Source organism: Xanthobacter aminoxidans (assembly GCF_023571765.1).
Lineage (GTDB): Bacteria > Pseudomonadota > Alphaproteobacteria > Rhizobiales > Xanthobacteraceae > Xanthobacter > Xanthobacter aminoxidans.
The window spans coordinates 177,828-200,146 of the sequence record NZ_JAMJXC010000001.1 but is presented as its reverse complement, the minus strand read 5'-3'; the positions used below and the strand labels follow the sequence as shown (position 1 = coordinate 200,146).

Sequence of the window (22,319 nt, the reverse complement as noted above, 5' to 3'; positions counted from 1 at the left end):
GCATGGTCCGCGCCGCCCTGTCCCGGCACCTTCCCGCCAACCAAAGCCGCCGCACCTGCGGGGCAAAAAGGGAAGCGCCGGGATGCTGGAGACGCCGCACGACAAGTCGGGGGGATGGGTCGGCCGCGCCATCGAGCGCGTGGAGGATGCCGCCCTTCTCACCGGCGGCGGCCGCTATCTGGACGATCTGGGCACAAAGCCCGGCACGCTCCACATGGCGATCCTGCGCGCGCCCCACGCCCATGCCGACATCGTTTCCATCGACACTTCCGCCGCGAAGGCGCTGCCCGGCGTCGCCGCCGTGCTCACCGGGGCGGACGTGGCGGGGCTCACCACCTCCCTCGTGGTGGGGGTGAAGGCGCCGGTGGAATGCTGGCCCATGGCGGTGAACCGGGTGCGCTTCGTCGGCGAGCCGGTGGCGCTGGTCGTCGCGCAGGACCGCTATGTGGCCGAGGACGCCCTCGATCTCATCGAGGTCGCCTACGAGATGCGCCCGGCCGTGGTGGACCCGCTCGCCGCCATGGACCAGGGCGCGCCGCTGCTGCACGATGGCTTCCCCCGCAACATCGCCTCCGACCGCAGCTTCCGCTATGGCGACCCGGAGACGGCCTTTGCGCAGGCGGACCACCGCATCGCCATTTCGGTGCGCTACCCCCGCAATTCCTGCACGCCCATCGAGACTTATGGCCTCGTCGCCGAATACGACCCGCACGAGGACGCCTATGATGTCCTCGCCAATTTCCAGGGTCCCTTCTCCATCCATGCGGTGATCTCGCGGGCGCTGAAGGTGCCGGGCAATCGCCTGCGCCTGCGCACGCCGCGCGACAGCGGCGGTTCGTTCGGCGTCAAGCAGGGCATCTTCCCCTACATCGTGCTGGGCGCGGTGGCGGCGCGGGTGTCCGGGCGGCCGGTGAAGTGGATCGAGGACCGCCTCGAACACCTCATGGCCTCCGTCTCCGCCACCAACCGCGCCACCACGCTGACCGCCGCCGTGACGGCGGACGGGCGCATCACCGCCCTCGACTGGGACCAGGTGGAGGATTGCGGCGCCCATCTGCGCGCGCCCGAGCCGGCGACGCTCTACCGGATGCACGGCAACCTCACCGGCGCCTATGACATCCGCAATCTCACGGTCCGCAACCGCGTGGTGGTGACCAACAAGTGCCCCACCGGCCTGAACCGGGGCTTCGGCGGCCCGCAGGTCTATCTCGCCCTCGAACGGCTGGTGCAGCGCATCGCGGTGGAGCTGGGGCTCGATCCTCTGGAGGTGATCCGCCGCAACCTCGTGCCGGCGGACGCCTTCCCCTATCGCACCGCCTCCGGCGCGCTGCTCGATTCCGGGGACTACCAGAAGACGCTCGCGGCGGGCCTTGCGGCCGGCGACCTCCAAGGGCTTCTGGCCCGGCGCGACGAGGCGCGCGCTGCGGGGCGCATCTACGGCATCGGCTATGCCGCCGTGGTGGAGCCCTCGGTCTCCAACATGGGCTATATCGCCACCGTCCTCACCCCGGCCGAGCGCCACAAGGCGGGGCCGAAGAACGGCGCGCAAGCCACCGCCACCATCGCCATTGATCCCGTGGGCTCGGTCACGGTCCACGTCGCCTCCGTGCCGCAGGGCCAGGGCCATCGCACCGTGCTCTCGCAGGTGGTGGCGGACGTGCTGGGGCTGAAGCCCTCCGACATCCGCGTGAATGCGGAAATGGACACCGCCAAGGACGCCTGGTCCATCGCCTCCGGCAATTATGCCAGCCGCTTCGCCGCCGCCGTGGCGGGGGCCGCGAAACTGGCGGCGGACCGCATCGCTGAACGCCTCGCCCGTGTCGCCGCCGCGCAGCTCAACGTGCCGGCGGAGGACGTGATGTTCGCCGGCGGCAAGATCGCCGCGCGCTCGAACCCCGCCAATGCGGTGCCCTTCTCCCGCGTCGCCGCGCTCTCCCACTGGTCGCCGGCGCAACTGCCGGAGGGGGTCGCGCCCACCATCCGCGAAACGGTGTTCTGGACGCCACCGGAACTCACCGCGGCGGACGCGGATGACCACATCAATTCGTCCCTCTGCCACGGCTTCATCTTCGATTACTGCGGCATCGAGATCGACCGCGACACGGGCGCCATCCGCATCGACCGCTACGTGACCGCGCATGATTGCGGCACCATCCTCCACCCCGGCATGGTGGACGGGCAGATCCGCGGCGGCTTCGCCCATGCGCTCGGCGCCGCGCTGCTGGAAGAATACGCCTACGGGGACGACGGCAGCTTCCTGACCGGCACCTTCGCCGATTATCTCGTGCCCACCGCCATGGAGGTACCCGAGCCGGTCATCGTCCATACGCAGACCCCCTCCCCCTTCACACCTCTGGGCGCCAAGGGCGTGGGCGAAGGCAATTGCATGTCCACTCCCGCCTGCCTCGCCAATGCGGTGGCGGATGCGCTGGACATCAGCGACGTGCGCCTGCCGCTGGCGCCCGCAGCCGTCGCGGCCCTGATCCACGGCGCGGAGCCGCCGGCTCCTGGGGGCGCACGTGCCGCGCCCGCGCCGGCTCCCTCCGGCAAAGGCGAGCGGCTCATGCGCGGCGCCGGCAAGGCCCATGTCGCAGCTGCCCCCGAGGCGGTGTGGGCCATGCTGCTGGACCCGGACACACTCGCCGCCATCATCCCCGGCGCCCACGACGTGCGCAAAGTCTCCGACACGAAATTCACCGCCGACGTGACGCTGGGCATCGGCCCGGTGAAGGGGCGCTACAAGGCGCAGGTTGCCCTCTCGGACCTCGACCCGCCGAAGGCCGTGACCCTCTCCGGCAAGGTGGACGGAAACCTCGGCTTCGGCGGCGGCTCCGGCCGCATCACCCTCACGCCGGACGGCACGGGCGGCACCGAACTTTCCTACACCTACGAGGCCTTTGTCGGCGGCAAGGTGGCGAGCGTCGGCGGACGGCTGCTGGACGGCGCCGCAAAGGTCATCATCGGCCAGTTCTTCGCGGCCCTCGCCCGCAAAGCGGGCGGCGGCGCAGGGACGGACGGCGGGCTCATCTCCCGCCTCCTCGCCCGGCTCTCCACGCTTCTGGGGAGGGACGCGCCATGAAGCCCGCGGCCTTCGATTACGTCCGCGCCGAGAGCGTGGAGGAAGCCCTTGCCGTGCTGAAGCAGGAGGGCTCCGACGCCCGCATCCTCGCCGGCGGCATGTCCTTCATGGCCATGCTCAACATGCGCCTCGCCCGGCCCAAGGTGCTGGTGGACATCATGCGCGTCGCCCCCCTCGCGCGGATGGAGGAGGAGACCGGCGCGCTAAGGATCGGCGCTGGCGTGCGGCAGGCCCGCCTGCTCGCCTCCGACGGGCTCACGCATGCCGCCCCGCTCATCGCCAAGGCCCTGCCCTTCACCGGCCACGCCCAGACGCGCAGCCGCGGCACCGTGTGCGGCTCCATCGCCCACGCCGACCCGAGCGCGGAGCTGCCGCTCTGCCTCGTGACGCTGAAGGGCCATGTGCATCTCAGGAGCGCCAAGACGGCGCGCAAGGTAGCGGCGGACGACTTCTTCACCGGCATGATGGCGACGGCCAAGGCCGATGACGAGATGATCGAGGCCGTCTCCTTTCCCACGCCGCGCGGAGAAGGCGCCGCCTTCCGCGAGATCGCCCGCCGCCATGGGGATTTCGCCATCGTCGCCTGCGCGGCGCTGGTCTCCGACAAAGGCATCCGCCTCGGCGTGGGCGGCGTCGCCGACATACCGGTGGCCCGCGATTTCCCGCTGCTCGACGGCTCGGCGCTGGACGACGCGCTGAACGCGCTGGCTTGGGAACTGGATGCCCGCGACGACGTGCACGCCACCGCCCGCTATCGCCGCGAGCTGGTGCGCCGGATCGGCCGCACCACCATCGAGGAGGCCAAAAGATGCCGCGCCTGAGCGCCGCCGCGCGCCACACCGTGCGCTTCACCCTCAACGGCCGCCCGGTTTCGGGGCAGGCCGCCCCGCGCACCCTGCTCTCCGATTTCCTGCGCCACGAGATCGGCGCCACCGGCACCCATGTGGGCTGCGAGCACGGCGTCTGCGGGGCCTGCACCGTGGACGTGGACGGGATGCTGACCCGCGCCTGCATGACGCTCGCCGTGCAGGTGGAGGGCTGCGCCATCCGCACCGTGGAGGGCCTCGCCCCGGCATCGGATCGCCTGTCCGTCCTTCAGGCTGCCTTCCGCCGCCACCACGCGCTGCAATGCGGCTTCTGCACTGCCGGCATCCTCATGTCGCTCGACGTGTTCCTGAAGGCGGAGCCCGACCCAAGCGAGGAGGCCGTGCGCGACCTGCTCTCCGGCCATCTGTGCCGCTGCACCGGCTACACGCCCATGGTCCGCGCCGCGCTGGAAGCGGCGGCGGAGCTTCGCGACGTCCAAGGGAAAACCGCCCATGCTTGACCTCGGCACCAGCTTCCTCGCCAGCGTGGCGCGCGATCCCGGAGCCATCGCCATCGTGGACGGCGACGTGCGCCTCACCTACCGCGACTGGCTCGGCAGGATCGGTGCCGTGGTCGCCGCCTTCGACCGGCTGGGGCTGAAGCCCGGCGACCATCTGGTGAGCGTGCTGCAGAACCGTTTCGAGGCGGCAACCCTGCACTGGGCCTGCCAGTTCGCCGGCATCGTCATCACCCCCATCAACTGGCGCAGCAAGGCGGACGAGATCGATTTCGCGCTGGAGAATGCCGAGGCGAAAGCCCTGGTGTTCGAGGAGGTTTCCGCCGAGGCCGTGCGGGGCACGACACGCGCCGCCGGCCTCCTCACCATCGCCGTGGGCACCAGCTTTGAGGGCGCCTTGCCCTTCGCCGCGCTTCTGGCTGAGGCGGCGCCGGAGCCGCTGCCGCGGGCGGGGGCGGATGCCTGGTCCATCATGCTCTACACCTCCGGCACCACCTCCCGCCCCAAGGGCGTGCCGCGCCGCCACCGGGCGGAGCGGGCGGCGGGCATCGCCCATGTGGCGCAGAACCTCTATCGGCGGGGCGAGGTGACGCTGGGCGTCATGCCGCTCTACCACACCATGGGGGTGCGCTCGCTCATCGCCATGTCGGTCATCGGCGGCACCTTCGTGTGCCTGCCGCGCTACGACACGAAAAGCGCGCTGGCGCTGATTGAACGCGAGCGCGTCACCAATCTCTATCTGGTGCCGACCCTCTACCACGACCTCGTGCACGATCCCGCCTTCGCCACCACCGACGTGTCGAGCGTGCGCAAGCTCGGCTTCGCCGGCGCCTCCATGACCGATGGTCTTCTGAAAAAGCTCGACGCGGAATTCTCGCCCGAGCTGTTCGTGAACCATTACGGCTCCTCGGAAATCTACACCTTCACCATCGACCAGAAGGCCATCCTCAAGCCCGGCTCGGCCGGCCGCGCGGGCATCAACCAGATGGTGCGCGTGGTGCGCCTCGGCGCGACCTCCGCCGACGAGATCGCGGCGGAGGGGGAGGAAGGCGAGATCATTGCTTTGCTCGCGGGCGACGAATCCTTCGAGGGCTACTGGCGGCGCCCAGAAGCGGACGCGAAGTCCCTGCGCGACGGCTGGTACTTCACCGGCGACACCGGCTTCCTCGACGCGGACGGCGACCTCTTCGTCACCGGCCGGGTGGACGACATGATCATCACCGGCGGCGAGAACGTCTCGCCGGTGGAAATCGAAAGCTGCCTGTCCCTTCACCCCGCCGTGTCCGAGGTGGCGGTGGTGGGCCTGCCCGACGAGAAGTGGGGCAAGATCGTCGTCGCCTTCGTCAAGCGCGCCGCGCCGGTGGAAACAAGCGAGCTGGATGCCTGGTGCCGCACCTCGGGCCTCGCCAATTTCAAGCGCCCGCGCCGCTTCGTGTTCGTGGCCGACATCCCGAAATCCCCGGTGGGCAAGCTGCTGCGCCGCCAGCTCGTCGCCGGTGAATACGTGACCGAGGCGGACGCCGCCCACTCCGCCGCCTGATCTCTTCTTGCCAATTCACGTTCATCCAGAAGGAAATCCAAGATGGCCGTAGCCTACACCTTCGCCGACCCCCGCCTCGCCAAGCTGGACGGGTTCGGCGTCGAGATCGACGAAGCCAAACAGCGCGCCGACATCGTCCTGAACCGCCCGCCCTTCAACATCGTCTCCATGCCCCAGCGCGACCAGCTGCGCCTCGTGTTCGAGACGCTGGACGAGGACGAGCGCGTGCGCGTCATCGTGGTGCGCGCGGTGGGTGAGCACTTCTCCTCCGGCGGCAACATCAAGGGCTTCATGGAGGCCTCGCCGGAGACCGTCTCCAAGCTCGCCTGGAACATCGCCGCGCCCTTCCGCGCCTCGAAGCCGGTCATCGCCGCCAACCGGGGGTTCTGCTTCGGGGTGGGCTTCGAACTGTCGCTCGCCTGCGATTTCCGCATCGTGACCGACACCACCCAATATGCCCTGCCCGAGCAGAAGCTCGGCCAGATCCCCGGCTCCGGCGGCTCGGCGCGCCTGCAGATGATGGTGGGCATCACCCGCACCAAGGACATCGTGATGCGCTCCAAGCGCATCAGCGCGCAGCAGGCCCTCGACTGGGGCATCGCCACCGAGAAGGTGGCCGACGCGGACCTGGAGAAGGCCACCGACGCCCTGGTCGACGAACTCGTCGCCTTCTCGCCCATGGCCCAGCGCACGGCGAAGAAGCTGCTCAACGACACCGAGGATTCCCCGCTCTCCATCGCCATCGAGCTGGAAGGCCATTGCTACAGCCGCCTCAGGCAATCCCACGACTTCAAGGAGGGCGTCGAGGCCTTCCACGAGAAGCGCAAGCCCGAGTTCAAGGGCTGCTGAACACACAAAACATGCCCTTCAGGGGCCGGGAGGAAACAACAATGTCCGCTCAAGATATACCCGTCGCCCCTGCCGCCATGGCGGTGGGGAGCCGCCAGCGCAACAGCGCGATCATCGCATCCGTGCTCGGCTGGTCGCTCGATTTGTTCGACCTGTTCATCCTGCTCTATGTGGCGCCGGTGGTGGGGCAGTTGTTCTTCCCCTCCACCCATCCCACATGGTCGCTGGCGGCGGTCTATGCCTCGTTCGCGGTGACGCTGCTGATGCGGCCCATCGGCTCGGCCCTGTTCGGCCACTATGCCGACGTGCACGGCCGCAAGGGCGCCATGCTGGTGGCCATCACCGGCGTCGGCCTGTCCACCGCCGCCTTCGGCCTGCTGCCCACCATCCATCAGGTGGGTGCCATCGCTCCCGTCATCTTCCTGCTGCTGCGCCTCGTGCAGGGCGTGTTCGTGGGCGGCGTGGTGGCCTCCACCCACACCATCGGCACGGAATCGGTGCCGCCCAACTGGCGCGGCCTGATGTCCGGCCTCGTGGGCGGCGGCGGCGCGGGCATCGGTGCGCTGCTCGCCTCCATCGTCTTCCTCATCACCTCCACTCTGTTCCCGGGCGATGCCTTCGCGGAGACCGGCTGGCGGGTGATGTTCTTCTCCGGCCTGCTCTCCTCCTTCCTCGGCTGGTTCATCTTCCGGAACCTTGAGGAATCGCCCTACTGGAAGGAGATGCAGAAGCAGAAGGCGGCGAAGAAGGCCGCGGGCGCCGCAAGCCAGACGCCGCTCAAGGCCCTGTTCGCGAGCGGCTATCGCAACGTGCTGCTGGTGAACCTGCTCATCACCATCGGCGGCGGCGCTGGCTATTACCTCACCTCCGGCTACATGCCGACCTTCCTGAAGCTCATCAACAAGCTGCCGAACCAGACCTCCTCCTACATCCTGATGGCCTGCTCGGTCTCCGCCCTCATCTCGGCGGTGCTGGTGGGCGCGCTCAGCGACGTGATCGGCCGGAAGAAGACCTTCCTGCTGGTGGGCATCGCCGCCATCATCCTCCTGCCGACCTTCTACCTCGGCATGGCGAAGGCGACGGACATGTCCACCATCGTGCTCTATGCGCTGGGCATCGCCTTCATGGGCAATGCGGGCTACGCGCCGGTGCTGATCTTCCTCAACGAGCGCTTCCCCACCGCCATGCGTGCCTCGGGAACGGGCCTGTCGTGGAACATCGGCTTCGCCATCGGCGGCATGATGCCCACCTTCGTCTCGCTGGCGAGCCCCACGCCCGCGGACCTGCCCCTGTCGCTCTCCTTGTTCGCCGGCGGCGTGTTCGTGCTCTACCTCATCGGCACGCTCATCATCCCGGAAACGAAGGGCAATTTCCGGTAGGCTGGACGCCCCACGAACCGGAGAGTCGCGCCGCAAGGCGTGGCTCTCGCGCCCCGGCAGGACCGGGCAAGACCACACACGGGCAGAACCATGGCGAATACGAAGACCTTGCGCTCCGGCGGCGAAATCCTGGTGGAGGCGCTGAAGATCCACGGCGTCGAACGCGTCTTCTGCGTGCCCGGCGAGAGCTTCCTCGCCGCCATCGACGCCCTCGCTGGAGCGGACCGGGCCATCGAGACCATCGTCACCCGCCACGAGGCCGGCGCCGCCAACATGGCAGAGGCCTATGGCAAGCTCACCGCGAAGCCCGGCATCTGCTTCGTCACCCGCGGCCCCGGCGCCAGCCATGCGGCCATCGGCGTCCACACCGCCTCGCAGGATTCCACCCCGATGATCCTGTTCATCGGGCAGGTGGGCTCGCACATGCGCCAGCGCGAGGCATGGCAGGAGGTGGACTACCCCGCCATGTTCGGCGGCATGGCGAAATGGGTGGTGGAGATCGACCGCCCCGAGCGCATCCCGGAACTCATCTCCCGCGCCTTCCACGTCGCGACCTCCGGCCGCCCCGGCCCGGTGGTGGTGGCCCTGCCCGAGGACGTGCTTTCCGATGAATGCGAGACGGGGGATGCGCAGGCCTATCGCCGCGTCGCCGCCCATCCGGGGGCGCAGGACATGGCGCGGCTCGCCGCCATGATCGGCGAGAGCGCGCGGCCCCTCGTGCTGGTGGGGGGCGGCGGCTGGACCAAGGCCGCCTGCCGCGACTTCGCGCATTTCGTGGAGGCATTCGATCTGCCGGTGGCGGCGGGCTTCCGCCGTCAGGACATCCTCGACAACAACCACCCCAACTACATCGGCCATGCCGGCCTCGGCCCGAGCCCGAAGCTCGTCGCCCGCATCCGCAACGCCGATCTCATCATCGCGGTCGGTGGCCGCCTCGGCGAGACGACCACCAACGGCTACACCATGTTCGACGTGCCGCGCCCGGCGCAGCGCTTCGTCCATGTCCATGCGGACCCGAACGAACTGGGCCGGGTCTATCAGGCCGACCTGCCCATCAATGCCGGAATGCCGGAGTTCGCCGCCGCCGCTGCGGCGCTGAAGCCCAAGGGCCCCACCGGCTGGCGCACCCGCACGCCGTGGAGCGATGAGGTGAAGGCCGCGCGGGCCGCCTACGAGGCCGACCAGACCCCCGGCCCGATGCCCGGCCGGCTCGATCTCGGCGCGGTGATGATGCATCTGCGCGACGTGCTGCCGAAGGACGCCATCCTCGCCAACGGCGCCGGGAACTACGCCATCTGGGTGCACAAGTTCCACCGCTACGGCGGCTTCCGCACCCAGCTCGCGCCCACCTCCGGCGCCATGGGCTACGGCCTGCCGGCGGCCATCTCGGCCAAGCTCCACCACCCCGACCGGGAGGTGATCTGCTTCGCCGGCGACGGCTGCTTCCTCATGAGCGGGCAGGAGCTCGCCACCGCCTGCCAGTACAAGGCCGGCGTGGTGGTGCTGGTGGTCAACAACAACATGTACGGCTCCATCCGCGCCCATCAGGAGCGCGAATATCCCGGCCGTGTCTTCGCCACGACGCTGGAGAACCCGGACTTCCCGGCGCTCGCCCGCGCCTATGGCGCGTTCGGCGAGAAGGTGGAGGAGACGGCGGCCTTCGCCGACGCCTTCGCCCGCGCCCGCGCCTTCTCAGTCGAGCAGAAGAAGCCGGCGCTCCTTGAACTCGTCATCGACCCCGAGGCCATCACCCCCTCGACCACGCTGACCGCGCTGCGCGAGGCCGCACTCAAGGCCGGTCACGGCTGACCAATAAGGGCCGTCGTGAACGGCCGGGAGGATCCATGAACGCCATCGCTCCGCTCGCGGCCCAGAATCTCATCGACGGCATCTGGCAAGGCGCGCTCTCCGGTGAGACCGCGCCGAGCCTCGATCCCGCCACCGGCGCCGTGCTCGGCCATTTCACGGCGAGCGGGGCGGCGGACGCCGAAGCGGCGATTGCCGCTGCACGGCGCGCTTTCGAGCGGCCCGAGTGGTCGCAGGCCCCGCGCCTGCGGCAGATGGTGATGCTGCGCTGGGCGGATGCCATGGAGAAAAGGGCGGACGCCCTCGCCCGCCTGCTCACTGCCGAGAACGGCAAGCCGCTGGCCCAGTCGCGTGGCGAGATCGCCGGCTCCATCTCGGAGATCCGCTATTATGCAGGCATCACGCGCTACATCCCCGGCCATGTGTTCGAGGTGGAGCCGGGCGCTTTTTCCACCCTGCTGAAGGAACCTGCCGGCGTCGCCGGCCTCATCATCCCGTGGAACGCGCCGGCGGTGCTGCTCATCCGCGCGCTGACGCCTGCGCTCGCCGCGGGCTGCACGGCGGTGGTGAAGCCCGCCGCCCAGACCGCCCTCGTCACCGCCGAGATCCTGCGCACACTGGCCGAGGTGGAGGGCCTGCCGCGCGGCGTCCTCAACCTCGTCACCGAGACGGGGCACGACGTGGCGCGCACGCTGGTGTCCTCGCCGGAGGTGGATGTCATCTCCTTCACCGGCTCCAACGCCACCGGCGCGCGCATCATGGCCGATGCTGCGCCCACCATGAAGAAGCTGTCGCTGGAGCTGGGTGGCAAGTCCTGCTGCCTCGTGTTCGAGGATGCGGACGTGGAGGCCGTGGCGCCGAAGCTCGCGGCGGCGGCCACCATCATCGCCGGCCAGCAATGCACGGCGGCCCGGCGCATCCTTGTCCACGAGAGCCGCTATGAGGCCATGAAGGCGGCGCTGAAGGGTGCCCTCGCCAGCCTGAAGATCGCCCCCGGCGCGGCCGAGGGCAGCCAGATGGGTCCGCTCATTGATGAAGCCTCCCGCGCGCAGGTGGAGCGCAAGACCGAGGAAGCCATGGCGATTGCCGATGAGGTGGTGCTCGCCGGCGGCCGGCCGGGCGGCGCGCTGGAGACAGGCTGCTTCCTCTCCCCCACGCTGCTGGCCCACGCCGACACCGGCGCCTTCTTCGTGCAGGAGGAGATTTTCGGCCCCCTCGTGGTGATCGAGCGCTTCTCCGACGAAAGGGACGCCGTGAGGCGCGCCAACCACACGGACTACGGCCTCTCCGCCAGCGTATGGACCCGCGACGGCGCGCGGGCCATGCGGGTGGCGCGGGCGCTGCGCAACGGCACGGTGTGGATCAACGACCACAACAAGTTGTTCGCGGAAGCCGAGACCGGCGGCTATCGCCGGAGCGGCCTCGGCCGGCTGCATGGCTATGATGCGCTGATCGACTTCATGGAGATCAAGCACATCTATCAGGAGGCCGGGGTGGTCTGATGCCTGCCCGCGCCCCCATTCCCGACATGCCCTTCTTCGACACGTTGATCGTGGGCGGCGGCTCCGCCGGCTGCGTCATGGCGAACCGGCTCTCGGCGGATCCCGCCCACAGCGTCCTGCTGATCGAGGCGGGCGAGGACACGCCCCCCGGCGCCGTGCCCGACGCTATCGCCGATAGCTATCCCATGGGCCTGTTCCACGGCGACCGCTTCGTCTGGCCCGGCCTCTCCGCCTTCACCGCCCGCCGGCCGGACGGGGCGCGGGGCACGCGCGCCTATGAGCAGGGCCGCGTCATGGGCGGCGGCTCCAGCATCAATGTTCAGTCCGCCAATCGCGGCCTGCCGCGCGACTATGACGAATGGGCCGCCCTCGGCGCCGCCGGCTGGGGCTGGGACGACGTCCTGCCCTTCTTCATCAAGCTGGAGCGCGATCTCGATTGCGGCGGGCCGCTGCATGGCAGGGACGGCCCCATCCCCATCCGCCGCATCCTGCCGCCCGGCTGGCCGCCCTTTGCCGAGGCCGCGACCGCGGCGTTTGCGGCGAGCGGCCTGCCGCGCCGGCTGGACCAGAACGGGGAGTTCGAGGACGGCGTCTTCCCGCCGGCCTTCAACAATGAGAACGACCGCCGTGTCTCCGCCGCCATCGGCTATCTCGACGCCGCCACCCGCGCCCGGCCGAATCTCGCCCTCTGGCCGCGCACGCAGGTGCTGCGCCTCAGGATGGACGGTGTCCGTGCCGCGGGCGTTGAGGTGGAGCGGGACGGCGCGGTGATGGAAGTCGCCGCCGGCCGGGTGGTGGTGACGGCGGGGGCGTTGCAGACGCCAGCCATCCTCATGCGCGCCGGCATCGGCGACGGGGTGGCGCTGGCGGCCCTCGGCCTGCCCGTAGTCATCCACCGGCCCGCTGTGGGGCGGAACCTGCGCGACCATCCCACCCTCACCTTCTGCCAGTATCTGCCGGAGCGGCTGCGCCTGCCCATGACCTATCGCCGGGCCAGCTTCGCCGCCCTGCGATTCTCCTCCGGCGTGGACGGGGGCGAAGTCTCGGACCTCTACGCCACCGCCTCGGCGCGGGCGGGCTGGCACGGGCTCGGCCGGCGGCTGGGGCTCTATTTCCTGTGGTGCAACCGGCCGAAGTCCAGCGGGTCGGTGCGTCTTGTCTCGGGCGATCCGCGCACCTATCCGGAAGCCGACCTCAACCTGCTCGACGACCCCAGCGACCTCGCGCGGATGAAGGCGGGCGTGCGCACCCTCTTCTCCCTCCTCGTCTGCGAGGCGCTGAACCCGGATGCGGGGGATGTCTTCCCCGCCGCCTTCTCGCCCTTCGTGAAACGCCTCAGCCGCGTGACCCGCACCAACGCGCTTCTCGCCGAGGCGCTGGGCGCGCTGCTCGACGTGCCGGCGGCGCTGCGCCAGATGGCGCTGAAGCGCTTCATGTCCGGCGGCATCTCGCTGGCGGAGATCGTCGCGGACGATGGGCGGCTGGAGGCCTTCGTGCGATCGAGCACCTTCGGCGTCTGGCACGCCAGCGGCACCTGCCGCCTCGGCGCGCCAGACGACCCGCAGGCCGTGCTCGATCCTTCCGGCCGGGTCATCGGCAGCGAGAACCTCTATGTGGCGGACGCCTCCGCCATGCCGCGCCTGCCCACCGCCAACACCAACATTCCCGCGCTGATGATCGCCGAGAAGATCGCGGCGGGGCTTGCCCGCGCCTGATGCGGCGCGGGCGGCGGCACCTCAGCCTTTGGACTTGAGGTAGGCGACCATGCCGATCACGTCCTCAGCCACCAGCCGGCCGATGGGGCCGCTGGAATAGACGGCGTTCAGCACCCTGCCTTCCGGGTCGAGCAGGAAGCCGGTGGTCTGCAAATAATGGGGCTCCGCATTGGTGTAGGCCCCGAGCGTTTCGGCGACCGCATCCGCATCGGCGCTGTGGCCGACGGGGAAGGACAGCTTGTGCCGGGCGATGGTGCCGGCGCTGGTCGGCTCGTCGTCCACCGAGAAGGCCACCACCTTGATCCCCGTTGCGGCGAGCTTTTCGGCGGCGCGCTGGAAGTTGGCGAGCTGGGCCTGGCAATAGGGGCACCAGGCCCCGCGATAGACCAGCACCACGCCATAGGAGCCGGCGAGAGCTCCCGGCAGCGCAATGGTGCCGCCACCAACGGCGGGGACGGTAAGGGCGGGAAACGTCTCGCCATTCTGCAAACGCGACATGGACAGCTCCTTGAACTGGACTTGTCGGTCCAAGCCGTCAGAGCGGAATTGGACTGTCAAGTCCAGTTCGGTTAGGCTTGCCCCATGTCGAAGACGCCGACTCCCCCACCTGCTCTCACCCGCCGTGGTGCCGCCACCCGCGCCCGCATCATCGAGACGGCGGCGGACCTCATCCACGCCCACGGCGCCGAGCGCACCAGCCTCGACGACGTGATGGAGGCGGGCGGGTTCAGCAAGTCACAGCTCTACCATTACTTCTCCGACAAGAATGCGCTGGTGCTGGAGGTGATCCGCTTCCAGACGGAGCGCGTGCTTGCCGCCCAGGATCCGCACCTCGGCACGCTCGATTCCCTTTACGCCCTCAGGCGCTGGCGCGACGCGCTGCTGGCGATCAATGCGGCGGGCGGCACCACCGGCTGTCCGCTGGGGTCGCTGGCGAGCGAGGTGTCCAACGATTTCGAGACCGCGCGGCTCGATTGCGCCGCCGGCTTCGCGAAATGGAGCGGCCTTCTGGAACTGGGCTTCGCGCGGATGCAGGCGCGCGGCGAGATCGGCCCGTCCGCCGATCCGCATTCCCTCGGCATCGCCGTGCTGAGCGCCGTGCAGGGCGGGCTGCTGCTCGCCAAGACCGCGCGCTCGGGCGAGCCGCTGCGCATCGCTTTGGACATGGCCATCGCCGAGGTCGCCCGGCACACCACGACGGGCGCGGCCTAGGCTGCGGACGGCGCCGCGCCGGCGACTTCGGCGATGAGGGCGCGCAGCCAGCGCTGGCCGGCATGGCCATGGGTGCGTTCGTGCCAGATGAGGCTCACCTCGAACCCCTCGGCAAGCCACGGTACATCGATCATAACAAGCCGCGCGGGCGGATCGCGCAGCAGGCGGCGAGGCACCAGCGCCACCAGGTCGCTCGCGGCGACGATCTCCGGAATGAACAGGAACGAGGCGGCCGACATCACGACCTTGCGCCGGTGGCCCAAAGCGGCGAGGCCCTCATCCACGGGAGTGCGGAAATGGCCGCCGCTGGGCGACACGATCACGTGCTCCAGCTCGGCATAGGCTTCGATGGACAGTCCAGGCCGCAGGCGCGGATGGCCGCGCCGGCCGATCAGCACATAGGTCTCCGCGAACAGGTGCTGCGCGCGCAGATGCGCCTGCGCCGGCTGGGGCGTGGTGAGCACGAGATCGGTCTCGCCGGAGGCGAGCTGCTGCTCGATCAGATCGGGCATCAGGTGGCGGACCGCCACCCGCACGCCCGGTGCCTGCGCCCGCAGCGCCACCACCAGCGGCATGACGACCGCGGCCTGGATATAGTCCGAGCAGGCGATGGTGACGGTCAGATCCGCCGTCGCCGGATCGAAGTCGCGGGCCTCCAGCGTCGTGCGCAACTGGTCCAGCGCGGCACGCAGCGGGCCGGCGAGTTCCACCGCCTTGGCGGTGGGCGTCATGCCGCGCCGGGCCGGCACCAGTAGCGGATCGTCGAACAGGTCGCGCAGGCGGGCGAGCTGCGCGCTCACCGCCGGCTGGCTGAGATGCAGCCGCGCCGCCGCCCGCGTCACGTTCCGCTCGGCGAGCAGCGCTTCCAGCGTGACCAGAAGATTGAGGTCGAGGCGGCTGGTATCCATCTTGATTATATCAACTCAGAAGAGATGCGATTTCATAGATAGCATGACGCGGCCTAGCTTCGAAGCGTCGCCGCCCGCGCGGAACCGGCCCACTCCGGCCGCAGCGGGCGCCAGGGAGCTTTGGTCATGTCCAAGACAGTCCTCGTGGTCTTCGCCCACCCCGAGCCCGCCTCCGTCACCCGCCAGCTGGTGGACGTGACGGTGGAGACGCTCGCCGCCGAAGGCCACCGCATTCTCACGTCCGATCTCTACGGCATGCGCTGGAAGGCGGTGTACGACGCGGACGACTTCCCGAGCCGCGCCAACCCGGAACGGCTCTCTTTCGTCGCCGAATCGGGCCACGCCTATGCCACCGGCCGGCAGACGCCCGATGTGGTGGCGGAGCAGGAAAAGCTCCTCGCCGCCGATGCCGTGATCCTCCAGTTTCCGCTCTGGTGGTATGGCGTCCCCGCCATCCTCAAGGGCTGGATCGAGCGGGTCTATGCCTTCGGCTTCGCCTATGGCTACAGCAACGGCACCAACGAGCACCGCTACGGCGAGGGCATCCTGAAGGGCAAGAGGGCGCTGGTGAACGTGCTGACGGGCGGCCCCGCCGCCGACTACGGGCCGCGCGGCATCAACGGCCCCATCGACCAGTTGCTGTTTCCCCTCACCCACGGTGCCCTGTTCTATCCGGGCATGGACGTGCTGCCCGTCCACGCCGTCTACGGCGCGGGGCGCTTCACCAGCGCCGAGCAGGTGGAGGCGGCGAAGGCCGGCTGGCGGCAGCGGCTCGGCGGGCTGTTCACGGACACGCCCATCCCCTTCCGCGCCCAGAACGGCGGCGATTTCCCGGACCGGCACACCATGGCCGACCATGTGGCGCCGGGCCGGACGGGGATCGTCGCCCATGTGGCGGAGACTGACGCCGGCTGACGCGGCGCGGGGCCGGTTTTTCCCGCCCCGCCAGTCGTTCACGCGCGCAGACGGCGCAGAAGAATCGAACGGGACAAGCGTTGTCGGCCCGGCCTATAGTCGTTGAAGATGGGACGAACGGGCTGGGCCGGCCTGCATTGCCAAATGTTCCCGGTTTTTCTTTGCCGAATCTTCCCGTTTTCCCTGGCAGCGTTCCCTAGAAGACACACCTTGAAATCCTAAGAGGATTCTCAGCCGCGCGGCCGATTGACGGCACTTCGGGCGCGCTTATGGTTTCATCGTGGAAGAATTCTGGTGTGACGACCCACACGGTTCCCGGCGCCCGGCGCGGGTCATCGCGGCGACGTCACACCGCCAAAAAAACGGCCCCGGTCGGACGAGGGCTGAAAGGGGCGGGCGATGCACGGGGAGCGCGAGAGCGGGGCCTCACGGAGCGCACATTCGCAGCGGGTAGTTTCCCGCCGCGTGGCGCCCGGACACTCGACAGCCGGCAAGACGGCCTCGGCAGGCGCCTCGCGGCGTGCCATGGCCATCGCGCTCGGTCTTTCCGCCGCAGCCGTGCCGGTTGCGCTGCTGGCAGCCTTCCCGGCGCTCGCGCAGGAGCAGAGTGATTCGTCCGGCACCCTCCAGCTCGGCACGGTGGAGGTGGTCGCCACCACCCCGCTCTCCGGCACCGGCATCGATGCCGACAAGGTGCCCGGCGCCGTCACCATCATCGGCGCCGACCAGTTCGACCGGCTGAACTCCTTCGCCGTCACCGACGGCCTGTTCCAGTACACGCCCAGCGCCAACACGTCCGACGTGCAGGGCAACGCCTTCTTCCAGGATTTCCGCTACCGCGGCTTCGCCGCCTCCCCGCTCCAGGGCACGCCGCAGGGCATCGCCGTCTACCAGAACGGCATCCGCCTCAACGAGGCCTTCGGCGACACGGTGAACTGGGACCTCATCCCCGAGGTCGCCATCAGCCGCGCCGAGGTGTTCTCCAACAATCCCGCCTTCGGCCTCAACGCACTGGGCGGCGCCGTCTCCATCCAGATGAAGAACGGCTTCAACTATCACGGCTTCGAAGGCAGCATTCAGGGCGGGTCTTACGGCCAGATCGGCGGCAACATCCAGTATGGCGGCGAGAAGGACGGCTTCGGCGTCTACGTCGCGGCGGATGCCGTGCATTCCGATGGCTGGCGCCTGCAATCGCCGTCCGACCTCGCGCGCTTCTACGGCGACCTCGGCTGGAAGAACGACAAAACCGAGGTCCACCTCGTCGCCAGCGCCGCCACCACCAATCTCGGCGTGGTCGGCCCGACCCCGGTGGAGATGCTGAACCAGAACTGGAACTCCATCTACACCTGGCCGCAGACCACCGAGAACAACGTCGGCATGCTGGCCCTGAATGGCAAGTATGACCTCACCGATACCTGGCAATTGCAAGGCAACCTCTATGCCCGCAAGTTCAGCCAGGCGCACGTGGACGGCAACGACGCCGATCTGGAGGCCTGCTCCAACAAGTGGAATCCGGGCGTCGGCAACACCAAGATGTGCCTGGAGGAGGACCAGTTCACCGGTCCGCCCGGCGGCGGCAACCCGGCCACCAACCCGGCCTATGCCGCGTTCCGCAGCCAGATGGTCCTCTATGACCAGAACGGCAACACCATCCCGTTCACCACGCTCGGGCCCAACCAGCTCTACGGCGTCATCAACCGCACCTGGACCGACACCACCACCTATGGCGGCTCGGTGCAGGCGACCAGCACCGACAAGCTGCTGGGCCACGACAATTACTTCGTGGTCGGCGGCAGCATCGATTCCAGCGACATCAATTTCCGCTCCAATACGGAGCTGGGCATCACCAACACCAACACCCTGCAGGTGGTGGGCACCGGCACCTACCTGAAGAACATCCCCAATTATTCGCTGCCGGACCAGTATCAGGTCTTCTACCTGCCGGTGGACCTCAACGCGAGCACCCGTTACTACGGCCTCTACGCCACCAATGCCTTCGACATGACCGACCGGGCCACCCTGACCATGGGCGCGCGCCTCAATATCGCGCAGATCTCCATGCAGGACGGCACCGGAACGAGCCCGCAGCTCAACGGCGACTACACCTTCGCCCGCATCAACCCGCTCATCGGCCTCACCTACAAGCTCACGCCGGAAGCCACCCTCTACGGCGGCTATTCGGAATCCAACCGCGCGCCCACCCCGCTGGAGCTGAACTGCGCCGATCCCAACCGGCCGTGCCTGCTCGAGAACTCGCTGGTGGCGGACCCGCCGCTCAACCAAGTGGTCTCCCACACCTACGAGGTGGGCCTGCGCGGCAACGGCATGCTGTTCGGCGGCAAGGTGAACTGGAAGCTCGGCGTCTATCGCGTGGACAGCGACGACGACATCGTGTCCCTCGCCAGCCAGCAGACCGGCTACGGCTATTACACCAACGTGCCCGCCACCCGCCGCGAGGGCTTCGAGGCGGAGATGCAGTATGTGAACGGGCCGTGGAAGTTCTACGCCAACTACGCCTATCTCAACGCCACCTACCAGTTCACCGGCTATCTCGCCTCCCCCAACAATCCCTATGCCAATGACGGGCAGGTTCTGGTGACACCGGGCGACACCATCCCCGGCATCCCTACCCAGACCCTCAAGCTCGGCGTCGACTACATGGTGACGCCGAAATGGAAGCTGGGCGGCGACGTGATAGCCGTCTCCAGTCAGTATTATGTGGGTGACGACGCCAATCAGGCGCCCATGCTGCCGGGATACTGGGTCGCCAACATCCACACCTCCTATCAGGTGACGGACAACATCCAGGTGTTCGGCTACATCAACAACCTGTTCAATGCCCGTTACGCCACCTACGGCACCTTCTTCGACACGGAATATCTTGGCCTCAACAATCCGCAGATGCAGTCGCCGGGCCAGCCCTTCTCCGCGTATGCGGGCCTGAAGGCGACCTTCTAACCGGCGGCGCGCCTGCTGGCGGCGGGCGCGCGCTTCATCTGCGTGATCGGGCGATCGGACGGGCGCAGGGGCTCTTCGATCGCCGCTCTCAGGGCGGACCCGGGGCGCATACCGGGTCCGCCCCTCCAACACAAATGTGGCATCTGGAAAGTCGGTCCGCCGAAGGGCCTCTGGCCACTTCAAGGGCCGCCTGCAGGCCGCTATCGTTCGGCGCAGCCTTCGTGGATACGCGACCTTCGTGGATACCTGCCGTCCGATGACTCATTCCCCTGCCGCGCCCGACCTCTCCGCCGAGGAGGCGATCCTCTCCCGCCGCGCCATGCGCGCCTTCCTTCCAACGCCAGTGCCGGACGAGACCATCGGGCGCATTCTGGAAATCGCCGCCCGCGCGCCCTCCGGCACCAATGTCCAGCCCTGGCGCGTTCTGGTGCTCCGGGGGACGCCGCTCACCGCGCTGACGCAGGAGCTGCATGCCCTGTCGATGGCCGGCGACCACGGGACCGAGGAATTCCCCGTCTATCCCCGCAAGTGGCGTGAGCCCTATCTCTCCCGGCGCCGCAAGGTTGGCTGGGACCTGTATGGTTCTCTGGGCATCGCCAAGGGCGACAGTGAACGCATGCGGGCGCAGCACGCCCGAAACTTCCTGTTCTTCGATGCGCCGGTGGGCCTCATCTTCACCATGGACCGGGAACTGGAGCGCGGCTCCTGGCTGGACTACGGCATGTTCCTCCAGAACATCATGATTGCCGCGCGTGGCGTCGGCCTCCACACCTGCCCGCAGGTCGCCTTCATGATGTATGGCGCCGTGATCGCCAGGCGCCTCGCAATTCCCGACAGCGAGATGGTCCTGTGCGGCATGGCGCTCGGCTATGCCGACCCTGCGGCGCCGGAGAACAATTTCGAGACGGTGCGCGAGCCGCTGGAGAATTTCGCGCACTTCGTCGACACCCTCGCCTGAATGGGCCGCGCCGGCCGCACCCGGCCGGCGGCTCAGGCCAGCCCCGCCTCGGCCGCCGTGACGAGCGTCGTCTTCGAGCCGATGGCGTTGAGGGCGATGCGGTGCACCACCTCGATGGGGGCGGTGCACAGGTCGCCGATCACCTTCACCGAAAAGCCGTCCGCATTCCGCGACAAGGCAGTGAAGACCACGCAGTTCTGCGTCATCATTCCGCACACGAGAAGCTCGTCCGTGCCGGCGAGCTGCGCGGCGAGGTCCGTCTCCTGGAAGGCATCGGCGAAGCGCTTGGTGACGAGGGGCGCATCCCCCGCCGCGGCAAGGATCGCCGGACGGATGGCGATGCCCGGCCCGTCCGCAGCGAACAGGCCCTTCGGTGCGGTGGAGACATGGCGCACCAGCACGATGCGGTCGCCCGCCGCCCGCGCCTTGCCGATGGCGGCGACGATGCGGGCCTCGGTCTCCTCCGCCTGCCAGAGCGGCAGCACGCCGCCGGGGAAATAATCCTGCTGGATGTCGATGACGAGAAGGGTGCGGCTCATGACTGGCTCCTGTGAATGCCCCCTCTTCTAGAGCCGCGCGGTGCGGGCGATCAGTGGCCTGATGGACAAGAATAATGTAAATCGGGCCAATGCGCCTCGCCATCCTCGCCTATGACGGCATCAGCCCCTTCATGCTGTCCACGCCGCTCGCGGTGTTCGGCGAGCCCTTCCTCGCAGGGGGCCATAGCGTCGATGTCTGCGCCGAAGCGCCCCGCCTCTCGGCGACCGGTGGTCTCGTGATCGAGGCGCCGCATCCCCTGTCCGCCGCCCGCGCGGCGGATGTCGTCATCCTCCCCGGCTGGCGGGACGCGGACGAGCCGGTGCCGGAAGCGCTGGTGGCGGAGCTCAAGGCGGCGGAAGCGCGCGGCGCGCTGGTGGTGGGCCTGTGCCTCGGCGCCTTCGGGCTGGCGCAGGCCGGCCTCCTCGACGGCCGGCGCGCCACCACGCACTGGGCGCGGGCGCAGGCCTTCGCGAAACGCTATCCCGCGGTTCGGGTGGATGCCGGGGCGCTGTTCGTGGACGAAGGCCAGATCCTGACCTCGGCCGGCATCGCGGCGGGTCTCGATTGCTGCCTGCACCTCATGGCGCGGCTCTCCGGTGTGGGAGAGGCGAACCGGGTGGCGCGCCACCTCGTGGTCGCGCCGCAGCGGGCCGGCGCGCAGCCGCAGATCATCGCGCGGCCCACCATCGCCACACCCGCCGACAAGAAGGTGACCGATCTGCTGGAAAGCCTGCGGGCCGATCCCGCGCAGACGCCCGCACTGGACGATCTCGCCGTCCGCATGGGCATGAGCCGCCGCAGCCTCACCCGCCACATCCGCGCACGCACCGGCGGCAGCCTCGGCGACTGGCTGAAGCGGGCGCGGCTGGCGCAGGCGCAGGATCTTCTGGCCTCGGGCGTCCGCGGCCTCGACGCCATCGCGCAGCGCTGCGGCTTTGCCGACGCGCAGGCCCTGCGGAACGCCTTCCGCGCGGAACTCGGCACCACCCCGCGCCAGTGGCTGGCGCGGCAGCGGCTGGATTAGGCGGGCGCCGCCCGTTCGGACGGCGCCCCTTTCCGTGGGCTCAGGCGCCCTTGAGCGCGGCCTGGAGCTTTTCTTCCTGCTCCTTGGAGAGGCTGGTCTGCAGCACGGTACCGCCGAACTGCGCCATGTCGGCCACCACCTTGTCGGCGGTCACCTTGCCCACCAGCACGCATAGCGCCGCCTGGTTCGGGCCGAGGGCCGAGCTCGCCTGCTTGATGAAGTCGTCATTGATGCCGACATCGGTGAACTTGCCGGCGAGCGCGCCCGCACCGGCGCCGATGGCCATGCCCAGCAGCGGGTTGAGGAACAGCAGGCCGACGAGCCCGCCCCACAGGCCGCCCGAAGCGGCGCCCGCGACGGTAGTGTTGATCATCTGGTGCAGCTTGATCGAACCGTCTTCCTGACGGACCGCCACCACCGCGTCGCCGAGCTCGATCAGATATTCCTTCTGGAGCTTGAGCAGCTCCTGCCGCGCGGCCTCCGCCTTGGCCTCGGAATCATAGGCAATGATGATGAGGTCGGCCATCTTGGTCTCCAGCTCCCGTCGACAGGCATCGCTTCGCGCCCGCCGCCCTCTCTACAGGCCAAGTCGCGCCGATGCGCAACCCCC

Annotated in this window: 18 protein-coding genes; 14 read left to right on the top strand and 4 right to left on the bottom strand. The window is 69.0% G+C overall.

Going from position 1 to position 22,319, the window contains the following annotated elements:
• The first annotated feature begins 82 nt into the window (after positions 1-82).
• The 9 genes from EJ105_RS00855 to EJ105_RS00815 all read left to right on the top strand — a co-directional run bounded on the left by EJ105_RS00855 (position 83) and on the right by EJ105_RS00815 (position 13,194).
• The gene (locus tag EJ105_RS00855; protein ID WP_250164954.1) at positions 83-3,079 is read left to right on the top strand and encodes a xanthine dehydrogenase family protein molybdopterin-binding subunit; all 2,997 of its coding nucleotides are present in this window, start codon (positions 83-85) and stop codon (positions 3,077-3,079) included.
• Positions 3,076-3,900: an FAD binding domain-containing protein gene (locus tag EJ105_RS00850; RefSeq protein WP_250164953.1), complete on the top strand. Its 825-nt coding sequence runs from the start codon at positions 3,076-3,078 to the stop codon at positions 3,898-3,900. Before EJ105_RS00855 ends, EJ105_RS00850 begins: the two co-directional genes overlap by 4 nt.
• Positions 3,888-4,406, top strand: coding sequence for a (2Fe-2S)-binding protein (locus tag EJ105_RS00845; protein ID WP_250164952.1), 519 nt, complete (start codon positions 3,888-3,890; stop codon positions 4,404-4,406). The genes EJ105_RS00850 and EJ105_RS00845 overlap by 13 nt, the downstream gene beginning before the upstream one ends.
• Positions 4,399-5,943, top strand: coding sequence for an AMP-binding protein (locus EJ105_RS00840; RefSeq protein WP_250164951.1), 1,545 nt, complete (start codon positions 4,399-4,401; stop codon positions 5,941-5,943). The genes EJ105_RS00845 and EJ105_RS00840 overlap by 8 nt, the downstream gene beginning before the upstream one ends.
• Positions 5,944-5,985: 42 nt before the next feature.
• Positions 5,986-6,792 (top strand): enoyl-CoA hydratase/isomerase family protein, encoded by an 807-nt coding sequence (locus EJ105_RS00835; protein WP_029556653.1) that lies wholly within the window; start codon positions 5,986-5,988, stop codon positions 6,790-6,792.
• A 41-nt stretch (positions 6,793-6,833) separates the two neighbouring features.
• A complete protein-coding gene (locus EJ105_RS00830; protein ID WP_029556652.1) occupies positions 6,834-8,171 on the top strand; it encodes an MFS transporter in 1,338 nt (445 codons plus the stop codon).
• Positions 8,172-8,261: 90 nt separating this feature from the next.
• On the top strand, positions 8,262-9,980 hold the full coding sequence (locus EJ105_RS00825; protein ID WP_250164950.1) for a thiamine pyrophosphate-binding protein: 1,719 nt from the start codon (positions 8,262-8,264) through the stop codon (positions 9,978-9,980).
• 35 nt (positions 9,981-10,015) lie between these two features.
• Positions 10,016-11,479, top strand: coding sequence for an aldehyde dehydrogenase family protein (locus EJ105_RS00820; protein ID WP_250164949.1), 1,464 nt, complete (start codon positions 10,016-10,018; stop codon positions 11,477-11,479).
• Positions 11,479-13,194, top strand: coding sequence for a GMC family oxidoreductase (locus tag EJ105_RS00815; RefSeq protein ID WP_250164948.1), 1,716 nt, complete (start codon positions 11,479-11,481; stop codon positions 13,192-13,194). The genes EJ105_RS00820 and EJ105_RS00815 overlap by 1 nt, the downstream gene beginning before the upstream one ends.
• 21 nt (positions 13,195-13,215) lie before the next feature.
• On the opposite strand, the gene EJ105_RS00810 is transcribed toward EJ105_RS00815, so the two are convergent.
• Positions 13,216-13,692, bottom strand: coding sequence for a peroxiredoxin family protein (locus tag EJ105_RS00810; protein WP_250164947.1), 477 nt, complete (start codon positions 13,690-13,692; stop codon positions 13,216-13,218).
• A gap of 84 nt (positions 13,693-13,776) precedes the next feature.
• Here EJ105_RS00810 and EJ105_RS00805 point away from each other — a divergent pair, with 84 nt between their 5' ends.
• Positions 13,777-14,406 (top strand): TetR/AcrR family transcriptional regulator, encoded by a 630-nt coding sequence (locus EJ105_RS00805; RefSeq protein ID WP_250164946.1) that lies wholly within the window; start codon positions 13,777-13,779, stop codon positions 14,404-14,406.
• Here the strand turns inward: EJ105_RS00805 and EJ105_RS00800 are convergent.
• Positions 14,403-15,314 (bottom strand): LysR family transcriptional regulator, encoded by a 912-nt coding sequence (locus tag EJ105_RS00800; RefSeq protein WP_250164945.1) that lies wholly within the window; start codon positions 15,312-15,314, stop codon positions 14,403-14,405. The two genes, EJ105_RS00805 and EJ105_RS00800, sit on opposite strands and share 4 nt — an antisense overlap.
• A 126-nt stretch (positions 15,315-15,440) precedes the next feature.
• Between EJ105_RS00800 and EJ105_RS00795 the strand changes: the two genes are divergently transcribed.
• The 3 genes from EJ105_RS00795 to EJ105_RS00785 all read left to right on the top strand — a co-directional run bounded on the left by EJ105_RS00795 (position 15,441) and on the right by EJ105_RS00785 (position 20,145).
• Positions 15,441-16,229: an NAD(P)H-dependent oxidoreductase gene (locus tag EJ105_RS00795; protein ID WP_250164944.1), complete on the top strand. Its 789-nt coding sequence runs from the start codon at positions 15,441-15,443 to the stop codon at positions 16,227-16,229.
• A 525-nt stretch (positions 16,230-16,754) separates the two neighbouring features.
• The gene (locus EJ105_RS00790) at positions 16,755-19,187 is read left to right on the top strand and encodes a TonB-dependent receptor (protein WP_029556644.1); all 2,433 of its coding nucleotides are present in this window, start codon (positions 16,755-16,757) and stop codon (positions 19,185-19,187) included.
• Positions 19,188-19,443: 256 nt separating this feature from the next.
• Positions 19,444-20,145 carry a nitroreductase gene (locus tag EJ105_RS00785; protein WP_250164943.1) on the top strand — a complete coding sequence of 234 codons (702 nt, stop codon included), beginning with the start codon at positions 19,444-19,446 and terminating at the stop codon, positions 20,143-20,145.
• Positions 20,146-20,177: 32 nt separating this feature from the next.
• On the opposite strand, the gene EJ105_RS00780 is transcribed toward EJ105_RS00785, so the two are convergent.
• The gene (locus tag EJ105_RS00780; RefSeq protein ID WP_250164942.1) at positions 20,178-20,684 is read right to left on the bottom strand and encodes an isochorismatase family protein; all 507 of its coding nucleotides are present in this window, start codon (positions 20,682-20,684) and stop codon (positions 20,178-20,180) included.
• 89 nt (positions 20,685-20,773) lie between these two features.
• Here EJ105_RS00780 and EJ105_RS00775 point away from each other — a divergent pair, with 89 nt between their 5' ends.
• Complete coding sequence (locus tag EJ105_RS00775) at positions 20,774-21,709, top strand: GlxA family transcriptional regulator (protein WP_250164941.1); 936 nt, start codon at positions 20,774-20,776, stop codon at positions 21,707-21,709.
• A gap of 40 nt (positions 21,710-21,749) precedes the next feature.
• On the opposite strand, the gene EJ105_RS00770 is transcribed toward EJ105_RS00775, so the two are convergent.
• Positions 21,750-22,235 carry a DUF1269 domain-containing protein gene (locus tag EJ105_RS00770; protein ID WP_029556640.1) on the bottom strand — a complete coding sequence of 162 codons (486 nt, stop codon included), beginning with the start codon at positions 22,233-22,235 and terminating at the stop codon, positions 21,750-21,752.
• Between the last annotated feature and the right edge of the window lie 84 nt (positions 22,236-22,319).